21 protein-coding genes are annotated in these 23,952 nt (G+C 73.7%); 14 read left to right on the top strand and 7 right to left on the bottom strand.

Annotation, left to right across the window (positions count from 1 at the left end; translation table 11 throughout):
• The first annotated feature begins 126 nt into the window (after window positions 1-126).
• Entirely contained in the window at window positions 127-1,107 is a 981-nt protein-coding gene (locus AB0G16_RS19995; RefSeq protein ID WP_362806655.1) for an FKBP-type peptidyl-prolyl cis-trans isomerase, read from the top strand.
• Between the two features lie 174 nt (window positions 1,108-1,281).
• Here the strand turns inward: AB0G16_RS19995 and AB0G16_RS19990 are convergent, their stop codons facing one another.
• Window positions 1,282-1,683 carry a hypothetical protein gene (locus AB0G16_RS19990; RefSeq protein WP_362806653.1) on the bottom strand — a complete coding sequence of 134 codons (402 nt, stop codon included), beginning with the start codon at window positions 1,681-1,683 and terminating at the stop codon, window positions 1,282-1,284.
• A 272-nt stretch (window positions 1,684-1,955) separates the two neighbouring features.
• Here AB0G16_RS19990 and AB0G16_RS19985 point away from each other — a divergent pair, with 272 nt between their 5' ends.
• Genes AB0G16_RS19985 through AB0G16_RS19975 form a run of 3 tightly spaced genes read left to right on the top strand, consistent with a single transcriptional unit; the run spans window position 1,956 to window position 4,111 of the window.
• Complete coding sequence (locus AB0G16_RS19985; RefSeq protein ID WP_362806651.1) at window positions 1,956-2,927, top strand: FKBP-type peptidyl-prolyl cis-trans isomerase; 972 nt, start codon at window positions 1,956-1,958, stop codon at window positions 2,925-2,927.
• 24 nt (window positions 2,928-2,951) lie between these two features.
• Window positions 2,952-3,593 carry a transcriptional regulator gene (locus AB0G16_RS19980; protein ID WP_362806649.1) on the top strand — a complete coding sequence of 214 codons (642 nt, stop codon included), beginning with the start codon at window positions 2,952-2,954 and terminating at the stop codon, window positions 3,591-3,593.
• Window positions 3,594-3,625: 32 nt separating this feature from the next.
• Window positions 3,626-4,111 carry a DUF3291 domain-containing protein gene (locus AB0G16_RS19975; protein WP_362806647.1) on the top strand — a complete coding sequence of 162 codons (486 nt, stop codon included), beginning with the start codon at window positions 3,626-3,628 and terminating at the stop codon, window positions 4,109-4,111.
• Here AB0G16_RS19975 and AB0G16_RS19970 read toward each other — a convergent pair.
• The gene (locus AB0G16_RS19970; RefSeq protein WP_362806644.1) at window positions 4,048-5,241 is read right to left on the bottom strand and encodes a DUF3866 family protein; all 1,194 of its coding nucleotides are present in this window, start codon (window positions 5,239-5,241) and stop codon (window positions 4,048-4,050) included. The genes AB0G16_RS19975 and AB0G16_RS19970 overlap by 64 nt on opposite strands.
• A gap of 39 nt (window positions 5,242-5,280) precedes the next feature.
• Between AB0G16_RS19970 and AB0G16_RS19965 the strand changes: the two genes are divergently transcribed.
• From AB0G16_RS19965 to AB0G16_RS19935, 7 genes are all read left to right on the top strand, one after another.
• Window positions 5,281-6,246 (top strand): WYL domain-containing protein, encoded by a 966-nt coding sequence (locus AB0G16_RS19965; protein ID WP_362806642.1) that lies wholly within the window; start codon window positions 5,281-5,283, stop codon window positions 6,244-6,246.
• On the top strand, window positions 6,243-7,199 hold the full coding sequence (locus AB0G16_RS19960) for a WYL domain-containing protein (protein WP_362806639.1): 957 nt from the start codon (window positions 6,243-6,245) through the stop codon (window positions 7,197-7,199). Before AB0G16_RS19965 ends, AB0G16_RS19960 begins: the two co-directional genes overlap by 4 nt.
• 24 nt (window positions 7,200-7,223) lie before the next feature.
• Entirely contained in the window at window positions 7,224-7,412 is a 189-nt protein-coding gene (locus AB0G16_RS19955; protein ID WP_362806635.1) for a hypothetical protein, read from the top strand.
• Window positions 7,413-7,491: 79 nt separating this feature from the next.
• Window positions 7,492-7,836, top strand: coding sequence for a Sec-independent protein translocase subunit TatA (tatA, locus tag AB0G16_RS19950; RefSeq protein WP_362806632.1), 345 nt, complete (start codon window positions 7,492-7,494; stop codon window positions 7,834-7,836).
• A gap of 141 nt (window positions 7,837-7,977) precedes the next feature.
• A complete protein-coding gene (gene tatC, locus AB0G16_RS19945; protein ID WP_362806629.1) occupies window positions 7,978-8,832 on the top strand; it encodes a twin-arginine translocase subunit TatC in 855 nt (284 codons plus the stop codon).
• 16 nt (window positions 8,833-8,848) lie between these two features.
• A complete protein-coding gene (locus AB0G16_RS19940; RefSeq protein WP_362806626.1) occupies window positions 8,849-9,724 on the top strand; it encodes a YegS/Rv2252/BmrU family lipid kinase in 876 nt (291 codons plus the stop codon).
• A gap of 100 nt (window positions 9,725-9,824) precedes the next feature.
• A complete protein-coding gene (locus AB0G16_RS19935) occupies window positions 9,825-12,554 on the top strand; it encodes a DEAD/DEAH box helicase (RefSeq protein WP_362806623.1) in 2,730 nt (909 codons plus the stop codon).
• 112 nt (window positions 12,555-12,666) lie between these two features.
• On the opposite strand, the gene AB0G16_RS19930 is transcribed toward AB0G16_RS19935, so the two are convergent.
• From AB0G16_RS19930 to AB0G16_RS19920, 3 genes are all read right to left on the bottom strand, one after another.
• Window positions 12,667-14,094 carry an RNB domain-containing ribonuclease gene (locus AB0G16_RS19930; protein WP_362806620.1) on the bottom strand — a complete coding sequence of 476 codons (1,428 nt, stop codon included), beginning with the start codon at window positions 14,092-14,094 and terminating at the stop codon, window positions 12,667-12,669.
• Window positions 14,095-14,172: 78 nt separating this feature from the next.
• Complete coding sequence (locus tag AB0G16_RS19925; protein WP_362806617.1) at window positions 14,173-15,099, bottom strand: 5'-3' exonuclease H3TH domain-containing protein; 927 nt, start codon at window positions 15,097-15,099, stop codon at window positions 14,173-14,175.
• Window positions 15,100-15,117: 18 nt separating this feature from the next.
• Window positions 15,118-16,266 (bottom strand): SpoIIE family protein phosphatase, encoded by a 1,149-nt coding sequence (locus AB0G16_RS19920; protein ID WP_362806614.1) that lies wholly within the window; start codon window positions 16,264-16,266, stop codon window positions 15,118-15,120.
• A gap of 289 nt (window positions 16,267-16,555) precedes the next feature.
• Here AB0G16_RS19920 and AB0G16_RS19915 point away from each other — a divergent pair, with 289 nt between their 5' ends.
• Together AB0G16_RS19915 and AB0G16_RS19910 are read left to right on the top strand one after the other, a co-directional pair.
• Window positions 16,556-17,671, top strand: a complete 1,116-nt coding sequence (locus tag AB0G16_RS19915; RefSeq protein ID WP_362806611.1) for a Xaa-Pro peptidase family protein — start codon at window positions 16,556-16,558, stop codon at window positions 17,669-17,671.
• A gap of 172 nt (window positions 17,672-17,843) precedes the next feature.
• Window positions 17,844-19,040, top strand: coding sequence for an acyl-CoA dehydrogenase family protein (locus tag AB0G16_RS19910; RefSeq protein ID WP_362806608.1), 1,197 nt, complete (start codon window positions 17,844-17,846; stop codon window positions 19,038-19,040).
• 52 nt (window positions 19,041-19,092) lie between these two features.
• On the opposite strand, the gene AB0G16_RS19905 is transcribed toward AB0G16_RS19910, so the two are convergent.
• Both AB0G16_RS19905 and AB0G16_RS19900 read right to left on the bottom strand, forming a co-directional pair.
• Entirely contained in the window at window positions 19,093-20,502 is a 1,410-nt protein-coding gene (locus AB0G16_RS19905) for an NAD(P)/FAD-dependent oxidoreductase (protein ID WP_362806605.1), read from the bottom strand.
• 208 nt (window positions 20,503-20,710) lie between these two features.
• Window positions 20,711-21,748 (bottom strand): pirin family protein, encoded by a 1,038-nt coding sequence (locus AB0G16_RS19900; protein WP_362806602.1) that lies wholly within the window; start codon window positions 21,746-21,748, stop codon window positions 20,711-20,713.
• Between the two features lie 233 nt (window positions 21,749-21,981).
• On the opposite strand from AB0G16_RS19900, the gene AB0G16_RS19895 reads away from it, so the two are divergent.
• The gene (locus tag AB0G16_RS19895; protein ID WP_362806599.1) at window positions 21,982-23,922 is read left to right on the top strand and encodes an ATP-binding protein; all 1,941 of its coding nucleotides are present in this window, start codon (window positions 21,982-21,984) and stop codon (window positions 23,920-23,922) included.
• The last annotated feature ends 30 nt before the right edge of the window (window positions 23,923-23,952 follow it).

Genomic DNA, 23,952 nt, shown 5'->3' with positions numbered 1-23,952 from the left:
GGAGGGGTTCACGTCGATCGTCGGCATGTCATGGTCACGCTTCGGCAAGCTCGTCCCGGTCTTACCTCCTCCGTACACCGGGGCGGGTAGTGTGGCGCAAACCTGACGTCTGCTTGAGGGATACCTATGCGCCGCCGCAGTATGGCCGTACTGGCCGCAGTGCCTCTGATGTTCGCCGCAGCATGTGGATCCGGAGGGGACGCCGCCACCAGCACCACCGGAGCCACCGGAGCCACCGGAGCCTCCGGCTCCGCGAGCAGTGGCGGGGTCTCCGAGCTGCAGGTCACCGGAGCGGCCGGGGCGAAGCCGACCGTGGCCTTCCCCTCCAAGGTCGTCGAGACCTCCTCCTTCAAGGTGCTCACCCCCGGCACGTCCGGTGAGACGCCCAAGACCGGCGCCAGCGTGGTGGCCAACTTCACCGTCTTCACCTGGGACGGCAAGGAGAACAAGCTCGCCGGCTCGACCTACGACGAGGGCGGGCCGCAGGTCATCACCCTCAACGAGCAGGTCCCGGAGATCCTCCGCAAGGGCTTCGCCGAGACCAAGGGCGGCGGCAGGTTCATGTCCGTCGTCGCCAAGGACGCCCTGCCCAAGGAGCAGCAGGCGCAGGCCCCCCCGGGACAGTCGCAGGTCTTCGTGGTCGACGTGGTGGGCGTTCCCGCCGAGAAGGTCGCCAAGGGCGACGCCACCGACCCCGGCCTCAAGGGCGTCAAGGTGGAGAACCCGGGCGGTGAGGCCGCGCCCAAGCTCACCACCAAGACCAAGGAGAAGGCTCCCAAGGAGCTCGTCGTCAAGACGGTGATCAAGGGCACCGGTCCCAAGGTCACCTCCGGCCAGTCGATCCTCGTCCAGTACGCGGGCAAGATCTGGGGTTCGGACGTCGAGTTCGACAGCAGCTGGTCGCGCGGCGCCCAGCCGATCATGTTCCAGATCGGCACCGGCAAGGTCATCAAGGGCTGGGACCAGGGCCTGGTCGGCGTTCCCGTCGGCAGCCGGGTGCTGCTGAGCATCCCGCCGGACCTCGGTTACGGCAAGGCGGGTTCCGGCGAGAAGATCAAGGGCACCGACACCCTGGTCTTCCTGGTCGACGTGGTGGCGGCCTACTAGGCCGTCCCCCGGCGTCCGGCGCACCCGCCGGATCCCTCCGCGGCACGTCCATCGTGACCGGGTCCCGTCAGGGCCCGGTCACGATGTCGTCGCCGCCCCCTGCCCTTCCGCCGCCCGCCTCCCTCCCGCGCCCGTGCCCGTGCCCGCATCCGCGCCGACGGCCCGTGGCGGTCATCATGGGTTCGAGACGTGCTGTCCCAGCGGGATCCGGCTGGCCAGGGCGAAGATCACCCCGAAGCAGGCCCAGGCCAGGACGTAGGCGAGGGAGGGGGCCCAGGAGGCGCCGATGATGTCCTCCAGTGTGACGCGGCCCTCGAAGTACACGACCAGACCCACGACCGCGCCGGGCAGCGCGCCCCACCAGCGGCGCCACCAGATCTCGTGAATCATCACCTCGAAGAAGACGAGGGCGACCGGCCCGAGCAACAGCAGCCTGACCGGGCCGGCCCCGTCCTGCGCCCCCAGCAGCCAGGCCAGCAGCATGATCGCGGTTGATGACGCGACCAGCAGTCCGACCGTCTCCAGAAGCGGAGCGTGGTCGTCGCGGGGGTCGGAGGACCCGGACTGTTCGATCATGACTTCATCGTGCCCGACAAGAGCGCCGGACGGCGCCGGAACCACATCGAAGGTCCCGGTTTCGGATGGAGCGATGGAGCGCATGCCGAGAAGGCGGCTCCGGAGAACGACCCGGGACGAGGCGACGCCGCAGGGCGACGCTCCCGCGCGGCGGCTCCTTCGCCGCGCCACGGGACGTCGCGGGGGCCACGGCCCCGGGGTGATCCTCGCCTACTGACAACTCTCCCAATAGCGCGTTAGGGTTGGCGCAGCCCTCGGCCAAGGGAGTCCGGATGCGCCCCACCGTCCGTGCCGTCGTCCGTGCCGCCGCGCGTCCCGTGCCCCGTGCCGGCGTGACGCTCGCCGCGCTGCTCACCGCGTTCTCGCTCGTGACCGTCGCCGCGTGCACCTCCGGCGAGGGGCCGGCGGGGCCGGACGTCGAGGTGGTCGGGAACTTCGGTGAGAGGCCGACCGTGCGCTTCCCCGAGGGCGTCCCCGCGCCGGGGCTGAGGTTCACCGAGCTGATGACCGGGACCGGCGCGCGCGTCGGGGCGGACGACCTGGTCGTGGCCCAGTACACCGCGCACGTCTGGGACGGCAAGGACAACCGCCTGCTGGCCTCCAGCTTCAACCAGGGCGCCCCGGCCTCCTTCCCGCTGAACGGGACGCTCACCGGTGTGGGCAAGGCCCTGCGCGGCCACGCGGTGGGCAGCAGGGTGATCGCCTCCATCCCCCCGGAGGAGGGGTACGGCCCCAACCCGCCCGGCGGGATGACCGCGCGGGACGAGCTGTTCTACGTCGTCGACGTGCTCGGGACCTTCCCGCCCGGTGCCGCCGCCGGGGGCGAGCCGGCCGCCGGCGCCAGGGGTCTGGGCGGGGTCAGGGTCACCGGCCCTCCCGGCGGGCGCCCGGCCCTGTCCGTGCCGAGGTCCGCTCCCCCCGCCACGCTGAGGAGCGGGATCCTGCTGCGGGGGACCGGCGCCGAGGTCCGCGCCGGGCAACTCGTCGTCACCCAGTACGAGGGCAGGGTCTGGCGCGGGGGCGCGGTGTTCGACTCCACCTGGGCGACCGGACGGCCCAGGGCGTTCCAGATCGGCAGGGGGCGCGTCATCGCCGGCTGGGACCGGGCCCTGGTCGGCGTCCCGGTGGGCAGCAGGGTCGCGCTCGTCGTCCCGCCGGCCCTGGGCTACGAGGACGGCCTGCCGCCGTCGATCAGGCCCGGTGACACCCTGGTCTTCGTCGTGGACGTCCTGGCGGCCTACTGAGCCTCCCGGCCTACAATCCGGGCTGTGAACGGCGACGACCTCGACACGATGGCGGTACTCCACGACCCGGTGCGCCGGGCCGTCTACGACTACGTGGTCTCCCTGGGCAGGGAGGTGGGACGGAACGAGGCGGCCGAGGCGGTGGGGGTGCAGCGCACCCTGGCCGCCTTCCACCTCGACAGGCTCGTCGAGGCGGGCCTGCTGGAGGCGGGGTTCCGGCGGCTGACCGAGCGGACCGGGCCGGGCAGCGGCCGGCCCGCGAAGGTCTACCGCAGGGCGCCGGGGGAGTGGCAGGTCAGCGTGCCCGCCCGGGACTACCGCACACTCGCCCTGGTGCTGGCCGAGGCGATCGAGGAGCTCGGCGGGGACGAGCGGGCCGGGCGGGCGGCCCGCCGCGCCGGGGCCGGGCTCGCGCGGGAGGGGGAGGACCTGCCCGGGGTGCTGCGCCGGCGCGGTTACCAGCCGTACGAGGAGGACGGGCGGGTCCGGCTGCGCAACTGCCCGTTCCACGTGCTCGCCGAGGAGCACCCGCCGCTGGTCTGCTCGGTCAACCTGGAACTCTGCCGCGGCCTGCTGGAGTCGCTCGGCCAGGACGCCTCGGAGGCCCGGATGGACCCGCGCCCGGGGGAGTGCTGCGTCGCCTTCTCTAAAAACAATGATGATTGACATAGAAGGAACGGGAATGGTGTGCTGTGCTCATGCACCTGGCACAGATGAACCTCGCCCACATGCGCGCGCCCAAGGACTCCCCGGAACTGGTCTCCTTCATGGCGGGCCTCGACCCCCTCAACAGGCTGGCCGAGGCCGCCCCCGGCTTCGTCTGGAGGCTCAAGGGCGGTGACGGCCCCGAGGACACGGTCGAGCACGTCTACGGCGACCACCTGCTGATCAACTTCTCGGTCTGGGAGTCGCGCGACGCGCTCTGGAACTACGTCTACCGCACCGTCCACCTGGAGTTCCTGCAGCGGCGCAGGGAGTGGTTCCTGCGCATCGCCGAGCCGTACTCGGTGATGTGGTGGATCCCGGCCGGGTACGAGCCGACCCTGGCCGAGGGCATGGAGCGCCTGACGCTCCTGAAGGCCGAGGGGCCCACGCCCTCGGCCTTCACGTTCAAGAACTTCTACGACCCCGAGGACAGCAGCGAGGCGGCCAGCCTGCCGGCCGCGGCCGAGGCCAGGAAGTAGGCCAGGTCCTCGTCCAGGCCCCGGCCCATCGTCGACAGCCGGACCGGGGAGCCCCGCAGCGCCTCGGTCAGCCCGTCCACCGGCACCTCCACCAGCTCGTGCCGGGCGCCGAGCGGGCGTGACTGCTCGGCCACCCGCCTGCCGAAGTCACCGGGCAGCACCGGGACGGCCACCCGGGCCGGGGCCAGCGCCACCCGGCCGTAGGCGGTCAGCGAGTGGTGCGAGACCCCGATGTGGCGCTCGCGCAGGTCGCCCTCGCTGACCCGCAACGCCGCCACCGGCCGGCCGCCCAGGACGGCGGCGGCGTTGACCGCCTCACCGGCCGAGACGCCCGAGAAACCCCACCGGGTGCCGCCGCCCAGGTTGCCCGGCCCCTGGGTGACGATCGCGACGTCGGCCCCCAGGACGTGCCGGGCCGCCAGCAGGCCGGTGTGCGGCGTCACCGCCTCCACGTCCCCGCCGAAGGACTGGCCCGCCGTCACCACCCCGCACAGCCAGCCCGCCTGCCGCAACCGCGCTGACGACATGGAGAACCAGGCCGGCAGCGCGCCGCCGTCCAGCATCACGTAGGCGACCCTGGGCGAGCCCGTGCCCGTGCCCTCGGCCCCTTCCCCGCCCGCGTTCCCCGCCGTGTTCCCGCCGTTCCCGCCGTTCCCGCCGGCGCTCCCGGTCGCGTTACCGGCCGAGCCTGGCGGGCGCGGGGGAGTGGTGCCGTACAGGCCGCACAGGATCGCGGGCAGGGCCGAGTGCAGGTCGGCGACGATCACCGGCATGCCGTCCACCGAGTCGGCCTCGCGCAACACGTCGTGGAAGGGCGAGTCCTGCTCGTCGGCGCCGAGCACGGTGGCCTGCAACGGGGTGTAGCGTGCCTTTACCAGGTGTCCGGGGCCAAGCGGATCTTGTGGCAAACGGTCGGGAATCGCCACCACCATGGCGTAGCCTCCCGTACCGAGCCCCATGGCGAGCGCGGTCGTGTTGAGCAGCACCGTGTCACCGGGCTCCGGGTGCCCCACCAGGGCCGGATAGGCGAGAGCGCGCGCCTGGCCGTCCTCGGTGGTCACGTCGAGCTCCACCGCCCCCGGCCACTCGCGCCGGACCCGCACGACCTCGCCCCTGCGCCATCTGATCACGGGGGAAGGGTAGCGTCACCCGAACAGGAAGGAGGCCGGATGTCGCGCCGGAAGACCGAGCGGCTGCTCAATCTCGTGATCTGCCTGCTGGCCACGCGACGGCCGCTCAGCGCCGAGCACATCCGCCAGGCGGTGCCGGGCTACGACGCCGACAACGACGAGGCCTTCCAGCGGATGTTCGAGCGGGACAAGAACGAGCTCCGCGAGATCGGCATCCCCATCGAGGTCCACAAGGACCCGTGGGAGGAGGATCCGGGCTACCGGATCGTCCGGCAGGCCTACGAGCTGCCCGAGATCACCCTGGAGCCGGACGAGGCGGCCGTGGTGGGCCTGGCCGCCCAGGTCTGGCAGCGCGCCAGCCTGGCCGAGGCCGCCGGCGGGGCGCTGCTGAAACTGCGCGCCGGGGGCGTGCAGACCGACGAGGCCCACGGGGTGCTCGGCGGGGCGCTGGAGCTGCGCGTCGACACCCAGGACGCCTCCTTCCCCGCCCTGTGGGAGGCCGTGCGCGACCGGCGCGTGGTCCGCTTCCCCTACCGGGCGGCCGCCAGCCAGAACGTGCTGACCCGCACGGTCGAGCCGTGGGGCGTGGTCAGCCGCCGGGGCCGCTGGTACATGGTCGGCCACGACCGCGACCGCGACGCGCCCCGGGTCTTCCGGCTCAGCCGGATCAGCGGCACGGTCACCCCCGTCGGCCGCCCCGGCGCCGTGACGGTGCCCGAGGGCGTCGACATCACGTCCATGGTCGGCTACCGCGACGCCGCCGTCCAGGAACGCGCCGCCCTCGTCCGGGTCAGGCACGACACCTGCCAGGGGCTGCGCCAGGTGGCGAAGACCGTACGGCCCGCCGACCCGCCCGCCGACGGCTGGGACGAGCTGGAGGTCGACTTCACCGACGCCGAACGGCTGGCCGGCTGGATCGTGGGCTTCGCCGACGACGCCGAGGTGCTCGGCCCGCCGGACGCCCGCGACGCGGTCATCTGCCGCCTGAAGGGAGCACTCGCGTGAGCACCGCCGACCGGCTGCCCAGGCTGCTCGCCCTCGTCCCCTACCTGATGTCGCACCCCGGCGCCCAGGTGCCCGAGGTGGCGAAGATCTTCGGGGTGAGCGAGAAGCAGCTCATCGACGACCTGCAACTGGTCTGGATGTGCGGGCTGCCCGGCCACACCCCCGGCGACCTCATCGACGTCTCCTGGGACGGCGGGGAGATCGTCATCGACAACGCCGAGACCATCGCCCGCCCGCTCCGCCTGGCCGTGGACGAGGCCAGCGCCCTGCTGGTGGCGCTGCGGCTGCTCGCCGAGATGCCGGAGTTCGGCCAGCGGGACGCGCTCACCCGGGTCATCGCCAAGTTCGAGCGGGCCGCGGGCGAGGGCGCGGCCGCGGTCAGCAGCCAGGTGGCGGTCGAGGTGGACGCCGCCCCCGACGCGCTGCCCGTCGTCAACGAGGCGCTGCGCCGGGGCAGGCGGCTCTCGCTGCGCTACTACGTGCCCGGACGCGACGAGATCACCCCGCGCGAGGTGGACCCGATGCGCCTGGTCGTGGTGGACGGGCGGACCTACCTGTCGGGCTGGTGCTACCGGGTCGAGGCGGTCCGGCTGTTCCGGGTGGACCGGATGCTGTCGGTCGACATGCTCGACGTGCCCGCCGACCCGCCCGAGGGAGCCGTGCCCGACGAGGTGACGCCGGGGGTGTTCCGGCCCTCGCCGACCGACGAGCTGGTGGAGCTGGAGCTGACCGCCGTGGGCCGCTGGGTCGCCGAGTACTACCCGTGCGAGAGCGTCGAGGAGCTCGGCGAGGGCCGCCTGCGGGTGGCCCTGCGCGCCAGGGACCACGGCTGGCTGGTACGCCTCGCGCTGCGCCTGGGCGACAGCGGGAGGGTGATCTCGCCCGCCTCGCTGGACGAGAGCGTGCGCGCCGCCGCGAGGGCCGCGCTGAATCGTTATGAGTCGGTCTCCTGACATGCCACGACAGGGGTCTCCCTCATGAGCTGGATCGTCGTCTCGCTCCTCGTGGGGCTCACCGGGCTGGTGGTGCTCGGCGTCCTCGCCCTGCGCGCGCTGCGTGCGGGCGCGGCGCTGCGCCGGGAGGTCGACCGCACCCAGGGCAGGCTGGAACCCGTCCGGATCCTGTTCGGTGACCGCACGGGGGAGATCCGCCCGCCCCGGAGATGAGCCGGCGGGGGTGAGAGAGCGCGCCGGGGAGCGTACGATCGGGGCAGAGACCGCACGTCGCTCGGCGTAAGGATGTGTAATGCCCAATCTCGGACCCACTGAGCTGATCATCATCGGCCTGATCCTGGTGCTGCTCTTCGGTGCCAAGAAGCTGCCGGAGGCCGCCCGCGGGCTCGGCCGGTCGCTGCGCATCTTCAAGTCGGAGACCGCCAAGCTCCGCGAGGAGGACGAGGCCGACACCACGACCACCACGGTCGTCCAGGCCCCACCCGCCGTCGCCCCGGCCCCCCAGCCGATCGCCCCGGCCACCCCGGTCCCCGCGCCCGAGCCGGTCTCCGTGCCGAGCGCCGAGGAGCAGGCCCGCCGGCTGGAGGAGCAGGCCGCCAGGCTGCGCGCCCAGTCCGCCGCGCCCAAGGCGCAGTGATCGGCGGTAGCCTGAGAACCTCCCCGATCAACCGACTCGTCACCCCGGGACTCGCGAATGGCGCTGCTGAAGTGGCCTAAATCAGGCCGGAACAGGTCAATTCCGCCCGTCGATGAGTCCGGCGACGGCCGGATGCCGCTCATGGCGCACCTGCGCGAGCTGCGCAACCGGCTGGTCATCGCGTTGCTCGCGCTGGTCGCGGGCATCGTGGTCGGTTTCATCTTCTTCGACCCGATCTGGACCTTCGTCACCGACCCCTACTGCGACCTGCCCGCCTCGCGGGTGCTGCGGGAGGAAGAGTGCACGTTCGCCATCCGCGGTGTCTTCGACGCGTTCCTGGTCAACCTGAAGGTCGCGGCGATGTTCGCGCTGGTGGTCTCCTCACCGGTGTGGCTGTACCAGATCTGGGCGTTCGTCACCCCGGGCCTGTACCGCAACGAGAAGCGCTACTCGATCTCGTTCCTCGCCCTGGCGATCCCGCTGTTCCTGGCGGGCGCGGCGCTGGCCTACTTCATCATGGACACCGGCCTGGCGATCCTGCTCGGCTTCGCGCCGGACAACGCGGTGCCCCTGCTGGAGATGGACGAGTACCTCAGCTACGCGCTGGTGATGATCATCATCTTCGGCGTCTCCTTCGAGCTGCCGCTGCTGATGGTCTTCCTCAACGTCATCGGCGTCCTGCCGCACGCCACCGTGGCCAAGCACCGCCGCATGGTCATCTTCATCATGTTCCTCTTCGCGGCCCTGGCCACCCCCAGCACCGACCCGTTCTCGATGATCGCCCTGGCGATCCCGATGGTGGTCCTGTTCGCGCTGGCGGAGGGGTTCATGTACCTGCGTGACAGGAGACGGCCCAAGGGCGACGACTTCTCCCACCTGTCCGACGACGAGGCCTCCTCCCTCGACGACGGCGCCTCGTCCCTGGGCGAGACGACCCCCGTCGGGGAACCGGCTCCTATCGATTCGAGAACGGCCGACACGGATCTCACCCGATAAGGGATAAGTTCCGTCTGTGCCCGCAGAGATCGCCGTCCTGGTCAACCCCGCCGCCCGCGGCGGCCGCTCACGCGGGCTGCTCTCCCCGGTGCTCGACCGGCTGCGGCGGGGCGGGCGCGAGGTATCGGTGATCCTGGGGGACTCCGCCCCCGACGCCCTGGAACGCGCCTGCACGGCCGTCGCCGAGCAGCCCGAGGCGCTGGTGGCCTTCGGCGGCGACGGCCTGGTCCACCTGGCCGTCCAGGCGGTAGCGGGCAGCGGCGTGCCGCTGGGCGTCATCCCGGTGGGCACGGGCAACGACATCGCCGGAGCGCTCGGCGTCCCGCTGAAGGCCCCGCTGGCCGCGGCCGACGTGGTGCTGCGCGGCCGGGTCCGCACGGTCGACGCCGCCAGGATCGGCGACGACGAGTGGTTCGCCGGGGTGATGGCCTGCGGCTTCGACTCCCGCGTCAACGAGCGGGCCAACACGATGACCTGGCCGCCGGGCATGGCCAGGTACCTGGTCGCGCTCGCCGAGGAGCTGCGCTCCTTCCGGCCGATCCCGTTCCGCGTCGACCTGGACGGCGAGATCGTCGAGCGGGAGGCCATGCTGGTCGCGGTCGGCAACACCCACTCCTACGGCGCCGGCATGCGGGTCTGCCCCGGCGCCCTGCCCGACGACGGCCTGCTGGACGTGACGGTCCTGGGCGCGATCCCCCGGGGGGAGTTCCTGCGCACCTTCCCCCGCGTCTACCGGGGTTCGCACGCGAGCCACCCGGCCGTCACCACGCACCGGGCCCGCCGGGTCACCGTGGAGGCCCCCGGGGTGATCGCCTACGCCGACGGGGAGCGGATCGGGCCGACCCCGCTCACCTGCGAGATCGTCCCGGGCGCGCTGGAGGTGCTGGTCTAGCGCGTCGCCGTCCCGGCCGTCGCGGACACGATCGCCCGCCGGGCCGGGGCCGGGGGAAACGGGGGACGGACCAGAATCCCGATATCGGTAGGCTGAGGGTATGACGACCCCAGCGGAACGCTACGCTGCCTTCCGTCAGAGCCAGGCCGAGAGCGGGCCCGCGCTGACCTCGTTCCGCGGACTGTACGACTTCGAGCTGGACGACTTCCAGCTCGACGCCTGCCGGGCGCTGGAGGCGGGCGACGGGGTCCTGGTGGCGGCGCCCACCGGCTCGGGCAAGACCGTCGTGGGCGAGTTCGCGGTGCACCTGGCCCTGGCCGAGGGCCGCAAGTGCTTCTACACCACCCCCATCAAGGCGCTCTCCAACCAGAAGTACAACGACCTGGTCAGGCGGTACGGCGCGGCCAAGGTCGGCCTGCTCACCGGTGACAACAGCGTCAACGGCGAGGCGCCGATCGTCATCATGACGACCGAGGTGCTGCGCAACATGCTCTACGCCGGGTCCGGCACGCTGGCCGGGCTCGGGTTCGTCGTGATGGACGAGGTGCACTACCTGGCCGACCGGTTCCGCGGCGCGGTCTGGGAGGAAGTGATCATCCATCTGCCCGAGTCGGTGCGGCTGGTCGCGCTCTCGGCCACGGTCAGCAACGCCGAGGAGTTCGGCGAGTGGATGGGCGAGGTCCGCGGCGACACCAGCGTCATCGTCGACGAGCACCGGCCGGTCCCGCTCTGGCAGCACATGCTCGTCGGCAACCGCATCTACGACCTGTTCGTCACCGTCGACGACGACCGCCGCCCCCAGATCAACCCCAACCTGCTGCGCATCGCCAGGGACGAGGAGCGCCAGGCGTTCGGCAGGGGCCGCCGCGGCTACTCGCGTCCCCGCAGGGGCGGCCCGCCCGACCGGGCGGCGGCCATCGAGCGCCTGGACGCCGACGCCCTGCTGCCCGCGATCACGTTCATCTTCTCCCGGGCCGGCTGCGACGCCGCCGTCATGCAGTGCCTGCACGACGGCATCCGGCTCACCACCGACGCCGAACGCCACGAGATCCGGCAGATCGTTGACGAGCGCACCGCCCACCTGCCCGACGAGGACCTGGGCGTGCTGGGCTACCTGGAGTGGCGCGACGCCCTGGAGCGGGGGCTGGCCGCCCACCACGCGGGCATGCTCCCCTCCTTCAAGGAGGTCGTCGAGGAGCTGTTCACCCGCGGCCTGGTCAAGGCCGTGTTCGCCACCGAGACCCTCGCGCTCGGCATCAACATGCCGGCCCGCTCCGTGGTGATCGAGAAGCTCGACAAGTGGAACGGCGAGACCCACGCCGACCTCACCCCCGGGGAGTACACCCAGCTCACCGGGCGGGCCGGGCGGCGCGGCATCGACGTGGAGGGCCACGCGGTGGTCCAGTGGCAGCCGGGCATCGACCCGGTCCAGGTCGCGGGCCTGGCCAGCACCCGGACCTACCCGCTGCGCTCCAGCTTCCGCCCCTCGTACAACATGGCGGTCAACCTGGTCGGGCAGGTGGGGAGGGAACGCGCCAGGACGCTGCTGGAGTCCTCCTTCGCCCAGTTCCAGGCCGACCGGGCCGTGGTGGGCCTGGCCAAGCAGGTGCGCCGCTCCGAGGAGGCGCTGGAGGGCTACCGCCAGGCGATGACCTGCCACCTGGGCGACTTCGAGGAGTACGCCGCCATGCGCAGGGCCCTGTCGGACCGCGAGGCCGAGCTGTCGCGCCGGCGCGGCGCGGCCCGGCGCCTGCAGGCGCTGCGCTCGCTGGAGGCCCTCAGGCCCGGCGACATCATCCGGGTCCCCGGCGGTCGCCGCGCCGGGCTGGCCGTCGTGCTCGACCCCGGCCTCAACTCCCGGGGCGAGGGGCCCTCCCCGCTGGTGCTGACCATCGGCAAGCAGGTCAAGAAGCTCTCGCCGGCCGACTTCCCCGTCCCGGTGGAGCCGGTCGAGCACCTGCGCATCCCCAAGAACTTCAACGCCCGTTCCCCCAAGGAGAGGGCCAACCTGGTCTCCTCGGTGCACGCCAAGATCGGCGACCTCGACCTCGGCAAGCCGGTGCGGGCGCGCGACCACGCCGCCGAGGACGACGAGATCATCCGGCTGCGCCAGGAGATCCGCCGCCACCCCTGCCACGGGTGCGACGAGCGCGAGGACCACGCCCGCTGGGCCGAGCGCTACCACAAGCTGCTCCGCGAGACCGAGGGCCTGCGGCGCAGGGTCGAGGGCCGCTCCCACGTCATCGCCCGCACCTTCGACAAGGTCTGCGGGGTGCTCGACCAGCTCGGCTACCTGGAGGGGGAGAGCGTCACCGCCGAGGGCCGCAGGCTGGCCCAGCTCTACACCGAGCTGGACCTGCTCACCGCCGAGTGCCTGCGCTCCGGGCTCTGGGACGACCTGGACCCGGCCGAGCTGGCCGCGTGCGTGTCGTCGCTGGTGTTCGAGTCGCGCCAGGCCGACGACGCCCGCCAGCCCAGGATCCCCGCGGGCGCCTGTCAGAAGACGCTGGCCGACATGGTCCGCCTCTGGGGCGAGCTGGAGGCCATCGAGAGCGACCACGGCCTGTCGTTCATCAGGGAGCCCGACTTCGGTTTCGCCTGGGCGGCCTTCCGCTGGGCCAAGGGCCACACCCTGGACGCGGTCCTGCGCGACGGCGTCGGCGGCACCGAGCTGGCCGCCGGCGACTTCGTGCGCTGGACCAAGCAACTGCTCGACCTGCTCGGCCAGATCTCCGACGCCGCCCCGGCCGGGAGCAGGGTCAAGCAGACCGCGGGCAAGGCGATGGACGCCCTGCGCCGCGGCGTGGTGGCCTACTCGTCCCTGACCTGAGATCGCGGGTCTGCGATCCCTGACCCGGGGGCGCGGGCGCGGGGGCGCGGGCCGGGAGCCTGGTTCGGGATCGCGGGCCGGCCGGGACTCCGGGCGGCCCGCGGTCGCGGCGTCAGGCCAGGGCGAAGCGGACCTCGCGGGTGGCCGGGTCGGCGCGGGTCAGCCGCACCCGGACGCTCTCGCCCAGGGGCAGGTCCTCGCCGTCGCAGCGCGCCACCACCGGCGGGTCGGTGACCTGCACCTGGCCCCACGGCCGGTCCTCGGCCACGTCGATCACCACGGCCTCGAACGTCTGCCCCACCCGGTCGCGCAGCACGAACGCCTCCACCAGGTCCACGCACGCCCGCTCGACGCTCCCGGCCCGGCGCCCGGTGGCGTGCATGATCTCCGGCAGCTCGCCCATGACCCGCTGGACCTCCTGCGGCACCGGCTCGCCGGCCGCGACGGCCAGGCAGATCTCGGTGGCGTAGCGGTCGACGAGACGCCGCAGCGGCGCCGTCACGTGCGCGTACGGCGCGGCCACCGCGGCGTGCCCGGCCTGCGCGGGCGGCTCCCCGTTGAAGACCACGTAGCCGGCGCCGCGCAGCAGCACGGTCGACTCCTGCAGGAACGCGGCCTGCTCGGGGACCTTCGGGTCCAGGGCGTGCACGACGTCGCCGTACCCGGCGCCCTCGGGCCAGGGCACGCCGAGCGCCGCCGCCATCCGCCGGACCTGGGCGACCCGCTCGGCCGGGGCGGGCGGCAGCACCCGCAGCAGGCCGATCTCGGCGTCCAGCATCATCGAGGCGGCGGCCATGCCCGTCAGGAGCGAGATCTGCGCGTTCCACGCCTCGGCGTCCAGCGGGGCGCGCAGCTCCACCCGGTAGCCGTCCCCGTCCGGGACGACCTCCTGGTCGGGGGTGGGCAGCGTGACGCCGCCCCTGGCCCGCTCCAGGGCGAGCCTGAGCCGGCCGATCTCGGCCAGCAGGCGCAGCGTGCCGTCGGCGGTGCCGGTGTCGATCGCGGCCTGCGCGTAGTCGTAGTCGAGCCGTTCGCGGCTGCGCACCAGCGCCCTGGTCACGTCCGCGCCCACGATGCTCCCCTCGGCGTCGAGGTCCACGCACCACAGCGCGGCGGGGCGGTCCACCCCGGGCAGCAGGCTGGCCGCGCCCTCCGACAGCACGGGCGGGTGCAGCGGCACCCGGCCGTCGGGCATGTAGACGGTCTCGCCGCGCAGGCGCGCCTCGGCGTCGATCGCGCCGCCGGGCCTGACGAACGCCCCGACGTCGGCGATGGCGTACCAGACGCGGTAGCCGCCGGGCCGCTCCTCCAGATGCAGGGCCTGGTCGAGGTCCATCGCCCCCGGGGGATCGATGGTGATCATCGGCAGGTCGGTACGGTCCAGCCGGGGCAGGGCGGGCGCCTCGGCGACCCACTCGGCCTCGTCGACCACCGCCCGGGGGAACTCCTCGGGCAGCTTCATCTCACGACGGATCCGTTCGAAACCGTCGTCGAGCCGCGGATGGGACTCTCCGGGCACCCGGATGCTCTTGTGAGGCACAGGGAGCAACCTACCGGCTTTCCGTGAGGCCCCTCCACGGCCGGGGCCCCCGGACGATCCAGGGGCCCGCGAAGGCGATCACAGGGCCGAGGTCAGCCTCTCCAGGGGGCTGCGCAGACCGTAGCGTTCGCCCAGCGCCGCCAGGGCCCGCGGGTCCCGGGGCTCGGACGGGAGCGCGAGGTCGATCCCGGGCACGGGGGCGTCGCGGGCGACCCGCACCACGCCGGGGGCGATCCGCAGGTACTCCCGCGCGGCCGACAGCTTCGCGCGCCGCCCCGCGGTCAGGACGGCCGCGCCCCCTTCCGGGGAGCCGGGAGGGGGGCCGTCCCCGTCGACGGCCCGCAGCAGCGCCTCCAGCGAGCCGTAGGCGGTGATCAGGGCCGCCGCGGTCTTGTCACCCACCCCGGGCACGCCCGGCAGGCCGTCGCTGGGGTCGCCGCGCAGGGTGGCGAAGTCGGCGTAGGCGCGGCCGGGGACGCCGTACTTCTCGGTCACCGTCGCCTCGTCGATCGCCTGGAGGTTCTTCACGCCCCTGGCGGTGTAGAGGACGCGGACCGGCCGGGTGTCGTCGACGAGCTGGAACAGGTCGCGGTCGCCGGTGACGACGTCGACCGGGCCGCTCGCCCGCGCGGTGAGCGTGCCCATCACGTCGTCGGCCTCGTAGCCGGGCACGCCGACGCGGGCGATGCCCACGGCGTCGAGCACCCGCTCCAGCACCGGCACCTGCGGTGCGAGCGTGTCGGGGGTCTCCTCGGCGCCGCCTTCGACGACCCGGTGGGCCTTGTACGTCGGGATCGCCGCCACCCGGAAGGCCGGGCGCCAGTCGGCGTCCATGCAGGCGGCCATCTCCCCGGGGGAGTACCTCCGGATCAGCATGGCGATCATGTCGATGACGCCGCGCACCGCGTTGACGGGCATGCCGTCGGGGGCGGTCATCGACTCGGGGATCCCGTAGAAGGCGCGGTAGTACAGCGAGGGGGTGTCGAGGAGCATCAGGCCGGGCATGGCGACCAACCTAACCAATCAGCCGGGGAGGCCGACCGCCAGCACGCAGGTGTCGTCCTCGGGATTGGGGCCGCCGACCGTCTCGACGAGCCGGTCGAGCCCGCCTTCCGGATCCGCTCCCAGCAGGGCCGCCGCCTCCAGCACCAGCGCCACGCCCTCGTCGATGTCACGGGTGCGCCGCTCCACCAGCCCGTCGGTGAACAGCAGCAGCAGGTCACCCGCGCGCAGCTCGAACGTGGCCAGGCCGTACGCCTCGTCGGCGGTGGCTCCCAGCAGCACCCCGGCGGGCGGGTCGAGCTGCGCGGCCTTCCCGTCGCGCACCAGGATCGGGGCCGGATGGCCGGCCTGCGCCCAGGTGAACGTCCCGCAGGCCGGGTCGAGACGGCCCACCGCGGCGGTCGCCGTGGTCTCCGGCATCCGCCGCAGCACGAGATCGTTGAGCCAGGTCAGGAGCCGGTCGGGGGAGTGGCCGGTCATCGCGAGGCCGACCAGGGCGTGCCGCAGCTGGGCCATCTGCGCGAGCGCCGGCATCCCGTGCCCGGCCACGTCGCCGATGGCGAGCTGGATGCCGCCGCCGGGCAGCCGGACGGCGTCGTACCAGTCGCCGCCGAGGCCGCTCTCGACGCCCGCCGCCACGTAGCGCACGGCGACGCGGGCGTGCGGCAGGCCGATCGTCTCGTCCAGGCCCGGCATGATCGCCTCGCGCAGCGCCACGCTCATGTGGTGCTCCTCGGCGGCCTGCTCGCGCACGCGCAGCAGCATGTCCCGCGAGTCCGACATGATGCGCTCGGCCCGGCGGCGGAGGGTGACGTCCTGGAGGACGCCGTGCACGGCGGCGTGCCCGCCGCTCACGACGGGGTCGAGCACGGCCCGCAGGTGACGGAGCTCGCCGTGGCGGCGGACGCGGAACTCCGCCTCCCCCGGCACGGCCCGGCGCACCACCGACCAGAGCAGGCGGTCCAGGCCGGGCCGGTCGACCGCCTCGGCGTGACCGATGAGGTCGTGCAGCGGGATCGGGCCGTCGGCGGGGTCGCGGCCGAACATGACGTACACCTGATCGGACCAGGTGGCCTCTCCGGTCCGGAGATCCCACTCGGCCCAGCCCATGTCGCCCAGCCGTTCCGCGTGCGCCAGGCGCGCGGCGAGGAGGTGTGGCTCCACGGCCATGTGCTCACCCGGCTCGTCGCACGGCCACCGCGTCTTTTCGGCGATGGTCGACGGAGCCGGGACGGTCACCTGGTCGTTTCGTGGGTGGAGGGGTGGCTGGTGGCCGCCCACTACGCCGACCATGTAGCTCGCTCTCGAGAAAACGTGGCTTTACGGATGTTTTGTCAACGAAATGTGATCGTACTTCAACGGATTGTAGTGGCCGGGTCGCTTCCGTGCCTTCCGTTCCGGGACTTTCGGTCCGGCCCCGCGGGTGCGGCGCCGCCCCGCCCGGATTAGATTGGTCGGCGTGACAACGGAGTCCTCTGATCTCTATCCCGTGACCCGCCTGGCCGCCGCCCGGGAGGCGACGGCCGCCGCCGGGCTCGACGCGCTGCTGCTCACCCCGGGTCCCGACCTGCGCTACGTGACCGGGTACGAGGCGCTGCCGCTGGAGCGGCTCACCTGCCTGGTGCTCCCGGCCGCCGGCGAGGCGTTCATGATGGTGCCCCGCCTGGAGCTGCCCGCGGCCGAGCACTCCCCGGCCTCGCGCCTGGGCCTGGAGTTCGTCCCCTGGGACGAGACCGACGACCCCTACGCGACCGTCGCCGCCCGGCTGGGCGCGCCCCGCAGGGTCGGCCTGGCCGACCGGATGTGGGCGATGCAGTCGCTGCGCCTGCGCGAGGCGATGCCCGGCGCCGAGCAGGTGCTCGCCGGGACGGTGCTGCGCGGGCTGCGCATGCGCAAGAGCGCCGCCGAGGTGGCCGCGCTGCGCGAGGCGGGCGCCGCGATCGACGCCGTCCACGCGCAGGTGCCCGGATTCCTCAAGGCGGGCAGGACCGAACGGGAGATCGGCAGGGACATCGCCGAGGCGATCGTCGCGGCCGGCCACTCGACCGTCGACTTCGTCATCGTCGGCTCCGGCCCCAACGGCGCCAGCCCCCACCACGAGCTCTCTGACCGGGTCGTGGCCGAGGGCGAGCCGATCGTCGTCGACATCGGCGGCCAGATGCCGAGCGGCTACTGCTCGGACTCCACCCGGGTCTACGCGATCGGCGAGCCTCCTGCGGGCTTCCTGGCGTACTACGAGGTGCTCCGGCGCGCCCAGCAGGCCGCCTGCGACGCGGTGCGCCCCGGCGTGCCGTGCGAGGCGGTCGACGCCGCCGCCCGCGAGGTGATCGCCGCCGAGGGCTACGGCGAGTACTTCATCCACCGCACCGGCCACGGCATCGGCCTGGAGACCCACGAGGAGCCCTACATCGTCGCGGGCAACACCGAGCCGCTGGCCCCGGGCTTCGCCTTCTCCGTCGAGCCCGGCATCTACCTGCCCGGCGCGCACGGCGCCCGTATCGAGGACATCCTCGTCTGCACCGGGGACGGCGGCGAGCGCGTCAACCACCGTCCCCGCGAGCTCGTGGTCGTCTGACGCGGCCCTCGGTGCCCCCGGTGCCCCCGGTGCCCCCGCCCGCCGGGGATGCCAGAATCGGGACGGCCGGCGACCCCGGCCGTCCCGCCGTCCGCGCCAGGAACTGGAGCACGCGGACACCACCCCCTTCCCCGACGGATCCGGGGCGGGGTCCTCACGCTGGAGGATTCAGATGACCGTTGAGCGCGTCCTGCCGACCGGCGACGCCCGTGACCTGCTGGACCTGGTCCGCGACCTGATCGCCAAGGAGATCGCGCCCCGGGCCTCGGCCGACGAGGCCGCGGGCACGTTCCCGCGCGAGGTGTTCGCCACGCTCGGCCGCGCGGGCCTGCTCGGCCTGCCCTACCCCGAGGAGCACGGCGGGGCGGCGCAGCCGTACGAGGTCTACCTGCAGGTGATCGAGGAGCTCGCGGCCGGCTGGCTGGCCGTGGGCCTCGGGGTCTCGGTGCACACCCTGTCGTGCTTCCCGGTGGCCGCCTACGGCACCGACGAGCAGCGCGCCGCGCTGCTCCCCGACATGCTGGGCGGGGAGTGGCTGGGCGCCTACTGCCTGTCGGAGCCGCAGTCGGGCTCCGACGCCGCCGCGCTGACCACCAGGGCGGTCCCCGGCACAGACGGCCACGACGGCCACGACGGCTACACCGTCGACGGCGTCAAGGCCTGGATCACCCACGGCGGCGTCGCCGACTTCTACACGCTGATGGCCCGTACCTCCGCCGACGGCGCCCGCGGCATCTCCTGCCTGCACGTGCCCGCCGGCGTCGAGGGGCTGTCGTTCGGCGCGCCCGAGCGGAAGATGGGCATGAGGTCCTCGCCGACCGCCCAGGTCCGCTTCGACGGGGTGCGCCTGCCGCCCGAGGCGCTGCTCGGCGCCGAGGGGGAGGGCTTCCGGATCGCCATGGCCGCCCTGGACGGCGGCAGGCTCGGCATCGCCGCCTGCGCCGTGGGCGTGGCCCAGGCCGCCTTCGACGTGGCGACCGCCTACGCCGCCGAGCGCCGCCAGTTCGGCTCGCGGATCATCGACTTCCAGGGCGTCGGCTTCATGCTCGCCGACATGGCCACCCAGATCGCCGCGGCCCGCGCCCTGTACCTGGACGCCGCCCGGCTGCGCGACGCCGGACGGCCGTACGGCACGCGGGCGGCGATGGCGAAGCTGTTCGCCACCGACATGTGCATGAGGGTCACCACCGACGCCGTCCAGGTCCTCGGCGGGTACGGCTACGTGGAGGACTTCCCGGCCGAGCGCCACATGCGGGAGGCCAAGGTCCTGCAGATCGTCGAGGGCACCAACCAGGTCCAGCGCCTGGTGATCGGCCGCGCCCTGGCCAAGCAGGCGGGGCGGGCGGACCAGACGGGCCAGGCGGGGTAGGCGGCGGCGGGGCGAGGCGCCCCCCGGGGCGGCGCCTCGCGTCGCGGCGGCGTCAGAGCCCGTAGCCCTCCAGCAGCCGCAGCCAGATCTCACTGACCGTGGGGAAGGACGGCACGGCGTGCCAGAGCCGCTCCAGCGGCACCTCGGCGGTGACCGCGATCGTCGCGGCGTGCAGCAGCTCGCCCACGGCCGGCCCGGCGAACGTCACCCCGAGCAGGACGCGGCGCCGCTCGTCCACGACGGCCTTGGCCCTGCCCCGGTAGTCCTCGGCCTGCAGGTAGGCGCCCGTCACCTTGCCCAGGTCGTACTCGACCACGCGCACCTCGAACCCGTCGGCGCGGGCCTCGGCCTCGGTCCGGCCCACCGCGCACACCTGCGGGTCGGTGAAGACCACCTGGGGGGCGCCGTACGCGCCGGCGGCGTCGCGCAGCGCCGGAAGGTCGTCCGCGCCGCCCGCGGCGCGCGCGGCGATCACGTCCCCGCACACCCGGGCCTGGTACTTGCCCATGTGGGTGAGCAGGGCCCGGCCGTTGACGTCGCCCACCGCGTACAGCCAGCCGTCGCCGACGCCGGTGGCGCGCATGCTGTCGTCGACCTCCACGTTCTTCCCGGCCTCCAGGCCGACCGTCTCCAGGCCGAGGTCGCCCGTGGCCGGACGCCTGCCGGTGGCCACCAGCAGCTCGTCGGCCTCCACCGGCGCCCCCTCGGACAGGTGGACCGTCACCGGGCCGCCGGGCCGGGGCCGCTCCACCCTCGTCACCTCGACACCGGTGCGGACCGTGATGCCCGCCTCGGCGAACGAGGCGGCCACCAGCTCCCCGGCGAACGGCTCCATCCTGCCCAGCAGCCCGCCGCGCGCCAGCACGGTCGTCTCGGCGGCGCCGAGGCCGTGCATGGCCTGGGCCATCTCGCAGGCCACCACGCCGCCGCCCAGCACGGCCAGCCGCCCCGGGACGCTCCTGGCCGCCGTGACCTCGTGGCTCGTCCAGGGGGAGGCCTCGGCGAGACCGGGGACCGGCGGGACGACCGCCGCGCTCCCGGTGGCCAGCACGACCGCGTGGCGGGCGGTCAGGGTGCGGACCGAGCCGTCCTTCGCGGTCACCGTGACCCGCTTGGGGCCGTCCAGCCGCCCGTGGCCGCGGACGAACTCCGCAGGCACCCCTCTGATCCACTCGACCTGGCCGCTGTCGTCCAGGTGGGCCACGGCCTCGTCACGCCGGGCGAGCACGGCGGCGGTGTCGATGGGGCCGATCGTCAGGCCCGGCATCCGGGAGACCTCGGCGACCAGGTCCACCGGGCGCAGCAGCGCCTTGCTGGGGATGCACGCCCAGTACGAGCACTCCCCGCCCGCCAGGTTGCCCTCGACGACCGCCGCGGTCAGTCCTCCCCTGACCGCGCGGTCGGCGACGTTCTCGCCCGCGGGGCCCGCGCCCACCACCACCACGTCGAACTCGTCCGACACGACGTACCTCCCATAGAGAACCCGGTCATCGCCCCCGCGGCGCGCCGGCGGCGCGGGGCCGTACCAGCTTCGCATCCCCGCCCCGGGCGGGGTCGCGGACAGGTGCCCGGCGCGCCGGGCGGCGGCGCGATCGACCGGTGACGACGGCGGTGGCGGACGGCGAGGGCGCGACCGGCGCGGGCGGTGGGGCGGTGAGGGGCGGGGGCGATCAGCGGCGGCGGCCGCGGGCCTTCAGCGGGGTCAGCGGCAGCTCGGGCGCGGGCAGCGGGGCCATGCCCGTGCCGGGCCCCGCCCCAGATCCCGTCTCAGATCCCGTCTCAGATCCCGCACCGGACCCCGTGCCGGGTCCCGCGGCGCGCGCCGCGCCGGATACCGTGCCGAACGCCTCGCCCTCGGCCCACTCGCGCCGGAAGCCGACGATCTCCTCGTGGCTGCGGCCGACGAAGTTCCACCACATGACGATGCGCTCCTCGAACGGCTCGCCGCCGAGCAGCAGCAGCCGCCCGCCCCCCTCGGACCGCAGTTCCAGCCCGGAGCGGCCGCTGCCCAGGTAGAGCAGCGGACCGGGGGAGAGGCGGGTGCCGAAGACCCGCACCGCGCCGGACAGCACCAGCACGGCGTACTCGAAACCGGGACGGAGCGGCAGGCGCGTCCCGGCGCCCGCCTCCAGCGTGATCTCGGCGCCGACCAGCGGGGTGTGGACCGTCGCCGGGGACGCGACGCCGTCCAGCTCGCCCATGATCACGGTCGTGACGACGCCCGGCGAGACCGGGCGGGGCAGGGTCGCGTGGTGCTCGAAGGCCGGGGCGATCCCGCGGACGTGCGAGGGCAGGGCCACCCAGAGCTGGACCCCGTGCAGCAGGGCGCCGGCGGCCGACTCCTCGGAGTGGGAGATGCCGCGCCCGGCGGTCATCAGGTTGAGCCCTCCGGGGGTGATCGTCTGCTCGCTGCCGAGGCTGTCGCGGTGCAGGATCTCCCCCTCCAGGAGCCAGCTCACGGTCTGCAGGCCCGTGTGCGGGTGCGGGGGGACGCGCATCGTCGCCCGCTCGGGGCCGTAGTGGTCGACGAAGCACCAGGCGCCGACCATCCGCACGTCCCGGTTCGGCAGGGTCCGGGTGACCCTCATCGCCCGCGGGCCGCCCAGCACCACGTCCCGGCCGGTCAGCAGCTCCTCGACCGGCTCGGCCGCCACGTCCGCCAGGCCGCCGCACGCCGACTCCCGCGGGTCCGTCTCCAGGTTGCTCATGCGGCGACCCTACGTCGCGTCACGCCGCGTCACGTCGCGTCCCGCGCCGGTCCGGTCCCGCGCCGGCCGGGGCGTGCGGTCCGGGCGGGGGGCCCGGGCGAGGCGCCGGGGCGTGGGGCGCCGTCCGAGGGGCGGACCGGCTACGGGTCCGCGGGCCGGTTCCGGTATCTTTCGTCCACCCCTCGGACGTCCGGGCGCCGACGGGACGGAGAACCCTGTGAAGTGAGAGGCCGATGACCACCGAGACAGCTGCTCCCTCCCGATCCCGGCAGAGCCGCTGGAGCGCGCAGACCTGGTTCAACGTCGTGCTGATCGCCATGGCCGTCCTGCTGGGGGTCTCCGCGGTCGTCGGCGCCGCGGTCCTGAAGAACGCGGCGTCGGCCTCCAACCGCCTGATCGACCACATCTCCGTGGGCCGGATCCAGGCCGAGCGCCTGCAGGCGACCCTGCTGGACCAGGAGACCGGCATGCGGGGCTTCGTCATCACCGGCAACGAGGAGTTCCTGCAGCCCTACCTCGACGGGCGCAGGGAACAGACCGCGGTGTCGGCGAGGATCAGGGAACTGGTCCCGGGGGCCGCGCCGTTGCGCGAGCTCGACACCGTGGAGCGGCTGGCCTCCGACTGGCGGGCCCGGTACGCCGAGCCGATGATCGACACCGCCAGGAAGACCGGCCCGAAGAGCGTGGGCGAGACGCTGATCGCGGAGAGCAAGAGCTCCTTCGACCTGGTCCGCAAGGCGCTCGACGTCCAGAACAACGCCTGGACCCAGGCGAGACTGGACGCCCGCGCCGAGCTGGGCACCGCCCGCACGATCAGGGACGCGACCTTCTTCGGCATCCTGGCCGCCTTCCTGATCACCATCGTCATCGTGGCGGTACTGCTGAGGATCGCCGTGTTCGCCCCCCTGACCCGGCTGCGGGAGGCCTCCCGCAGGGTCACCATGGGCGACTTCGACCACCACGTCGACACCGGGGGCCCGTCCGACCTCGCCGACCTGGCCGGGGACATGGAGGCGATGCGCAAACGCATCGTCACCGAGCTGGAGGAGGCCCGGGAGTCCCGGCTGCGGGTCGCGGCCCAGGCCGAGGAGCTCAAGCGCTCCAACGCGGAGCTGGAGCAGTTCGCCTACGTGGCCTCGCACGACCTGCAGGAACCCCTGAGGAAGATCGCCTCTTTCTGTCAGATGCTGCAGCAGCGGTACGCCTCCCAGCTCGACGAGCGGGCCAACACCTACATCGACTTCGCCGTCGACGGGGCCAAGCGCATGCAGGTGCTCATCAACGAGCTGCTGACCTTCTCCCGGGTGGGCCGCATCACCAGGGAACCCGTCGAGATGGACCTCAACGACGTGGTGGACAGGGCGCTGGCCAACCTCTCGGCCGTCGTGGAGGAGTCCGGCGCCGAGGTGGAGGTCGGCGACCTGCCGGTGTTCGTCGGCGACAAGCTGCAGTTCGTCATGCTCTGGCAGAACCTCATCGGCAACTCCCTGAAGTTCCGCGTCCCCGGCCGCGCGCCTCGGGTCAGGATCGAGGCCGAACGCCTGGAGCGGGAGCCCGGCGGGGAGGGGGAGTGGCGGATGACCGTGACCGACAACGGCATCGGCATCGCCGCCAACTTCGCCGACAAGATCTTCGTGATCTTCCAGCGGCTGCACCAGCGGGACGCCTACGAGGGCACCGGCATCGGCCTGGCGCTCTGCAGGAAGATCGTCGAACAGCACGGCGGCACGATCCGGCTCGACACCGAGTACACCGACGGGGCCCGCTTCGTCATCACGCTGCCGGCCCCGCCCCTGCCGCCCGCCCCGGAGGAGACCGGGACGGAGGAGACCGCCCCGGAGGAGACCGGGACGGAGGAGACCGGGACGGGCCGGGAGGACGCGGGGACGGACCGGCGGGCGGACGAGCCGGGGCAGGACACGTCGGGGACCGGCGCGGAGGGGCCCGGGAACGGCCGGGAGACCGCCGAGGGCCAGGAGGCCCACCGGGATGACCCGGCGACCTCCCGGGGCGGCCAGGAGGCTCTCCGGGGCGAGCGGGAGACCTCGGGGGCGCCGGGCGCGCCGGCCGTGGCCGGCACCGGGGCCACGAGGACCGCCGGTGTCGCCGGTGCCGCCGGTGCCGCCGGGGCCGTGACGGGTGCCGACGGAACCGGGACCGTGCCGGGACCGTGACGCCGGGAAGGCGCGCGCGGTCCCCGGTGC

It is taken from the genome of Streptosporangium sp. NPDC023615, assembly GCF_040640155.1.
GTDB lineage: Bacteria > Actinomycetota > Actinomycetes > Streptosporangiales > Streptosporangiaceae > Streptosporangium.
Note: the sequence above shows the minus strand (reverse complement) of the source record. Positions and strands in the feature narration are given on the sequence as shown.

Coding starts and splice junctions, on each gene's coding strand:
- AB0G16_RS19935 (WP_362806623.1), top strand. CDS start 9,825: ATGACGACCCCAGCGGAACGCTACGCTGCCTTCCGTCAGAGCCAGGCC.
- AB0G16_RS19985 (WP_362806651.1), top strand. CDS start 1,956: ATGCGCCCCACCGTCCGTGCCGTCGTCCGTGCCGCCGCGCGTCCCGTG.
- AB0G16_RS19900 (WP_362806602.1), bottom strand. CDS start 21,748: ATGAGCAACCTGGAGACGGACCCGCGGGAGTCGGCGTGCGGCGGCCTG.
- AB0G16_RS19920 (WP_362806614.1), bottom strand. CDS start 16,266: ATGGCCGTGGAGCCACACCTCCTCGCCGCGCGCCTGGCGCACGCGGAA.
- tatA (WP_362806632.1), top strand. CDS start 7,492: ATGCCCAATCTCGGACCCACTGAGCTGATCATCATCGGCCTGATCCTG.
- AB0G16_RS19965 (WP_362806642.1), top strand. CDS start 5,281: ATGTCGCGCCGGAAGACCGAGCGGCTGCTCAATCTCGTGATCTGCCTG.
- AB0G16_RS19895 (WP_362806599.1), top strand. CDS start 21,982: ATGACCACCGAGACAGCTGCTCCCTCCCGATCCCGGCAGAGCCGCTGG.
- AB0G16_RS19955 (WP_362806635.1), top strand. CDS start 7,224: ATGAGCTGGATCGTCGTCTCGCTCCTCGTGGGGCTCACCGGGCTGGTG.
- tatC (WP_362806629.1), top strand. CDS start 7,978: ATGGCGCACCTGCGCGAGCTGCGCAACCGGCTGGTCATCGCGTTGCTC.
- AB0G16_RS19925 (WP_362806617.1), bottom strand. CDS start 15,099: ATGCCCGGCCTGATGCTCCTCGACACCCCCTCGCTGTACTACCGCGCC.
- AB0G16_RS19910 (WP_362806608.1), top strand. CDS start 17,844: ATGACCGTTGAGCGCGTCCTGCCGACCGGCGACGCCCGTGACCTGCTG.
- AB0G16_RS19975 (WP_362806647.1), top strand. CDS start 3,626: ATGCACCTGGCACAGATGAACCTCGCCCACATGCGCGCGCCCAAGGAC.
- AB0G16_RS19995 (WP_362806655.1), top strand. CDS start 127: ATGCGCCGCCGCAGTATGGCCGTACTGGCCGCAGTGCCTCTGATGTTC.
- AB0G16_RS19990 (WP_362806653.1), bottom strand. CDS start 1,683: ATGATCGAACAGTCCGGGTCCTCCGACCCCCGCGACGACCACGCTCCG.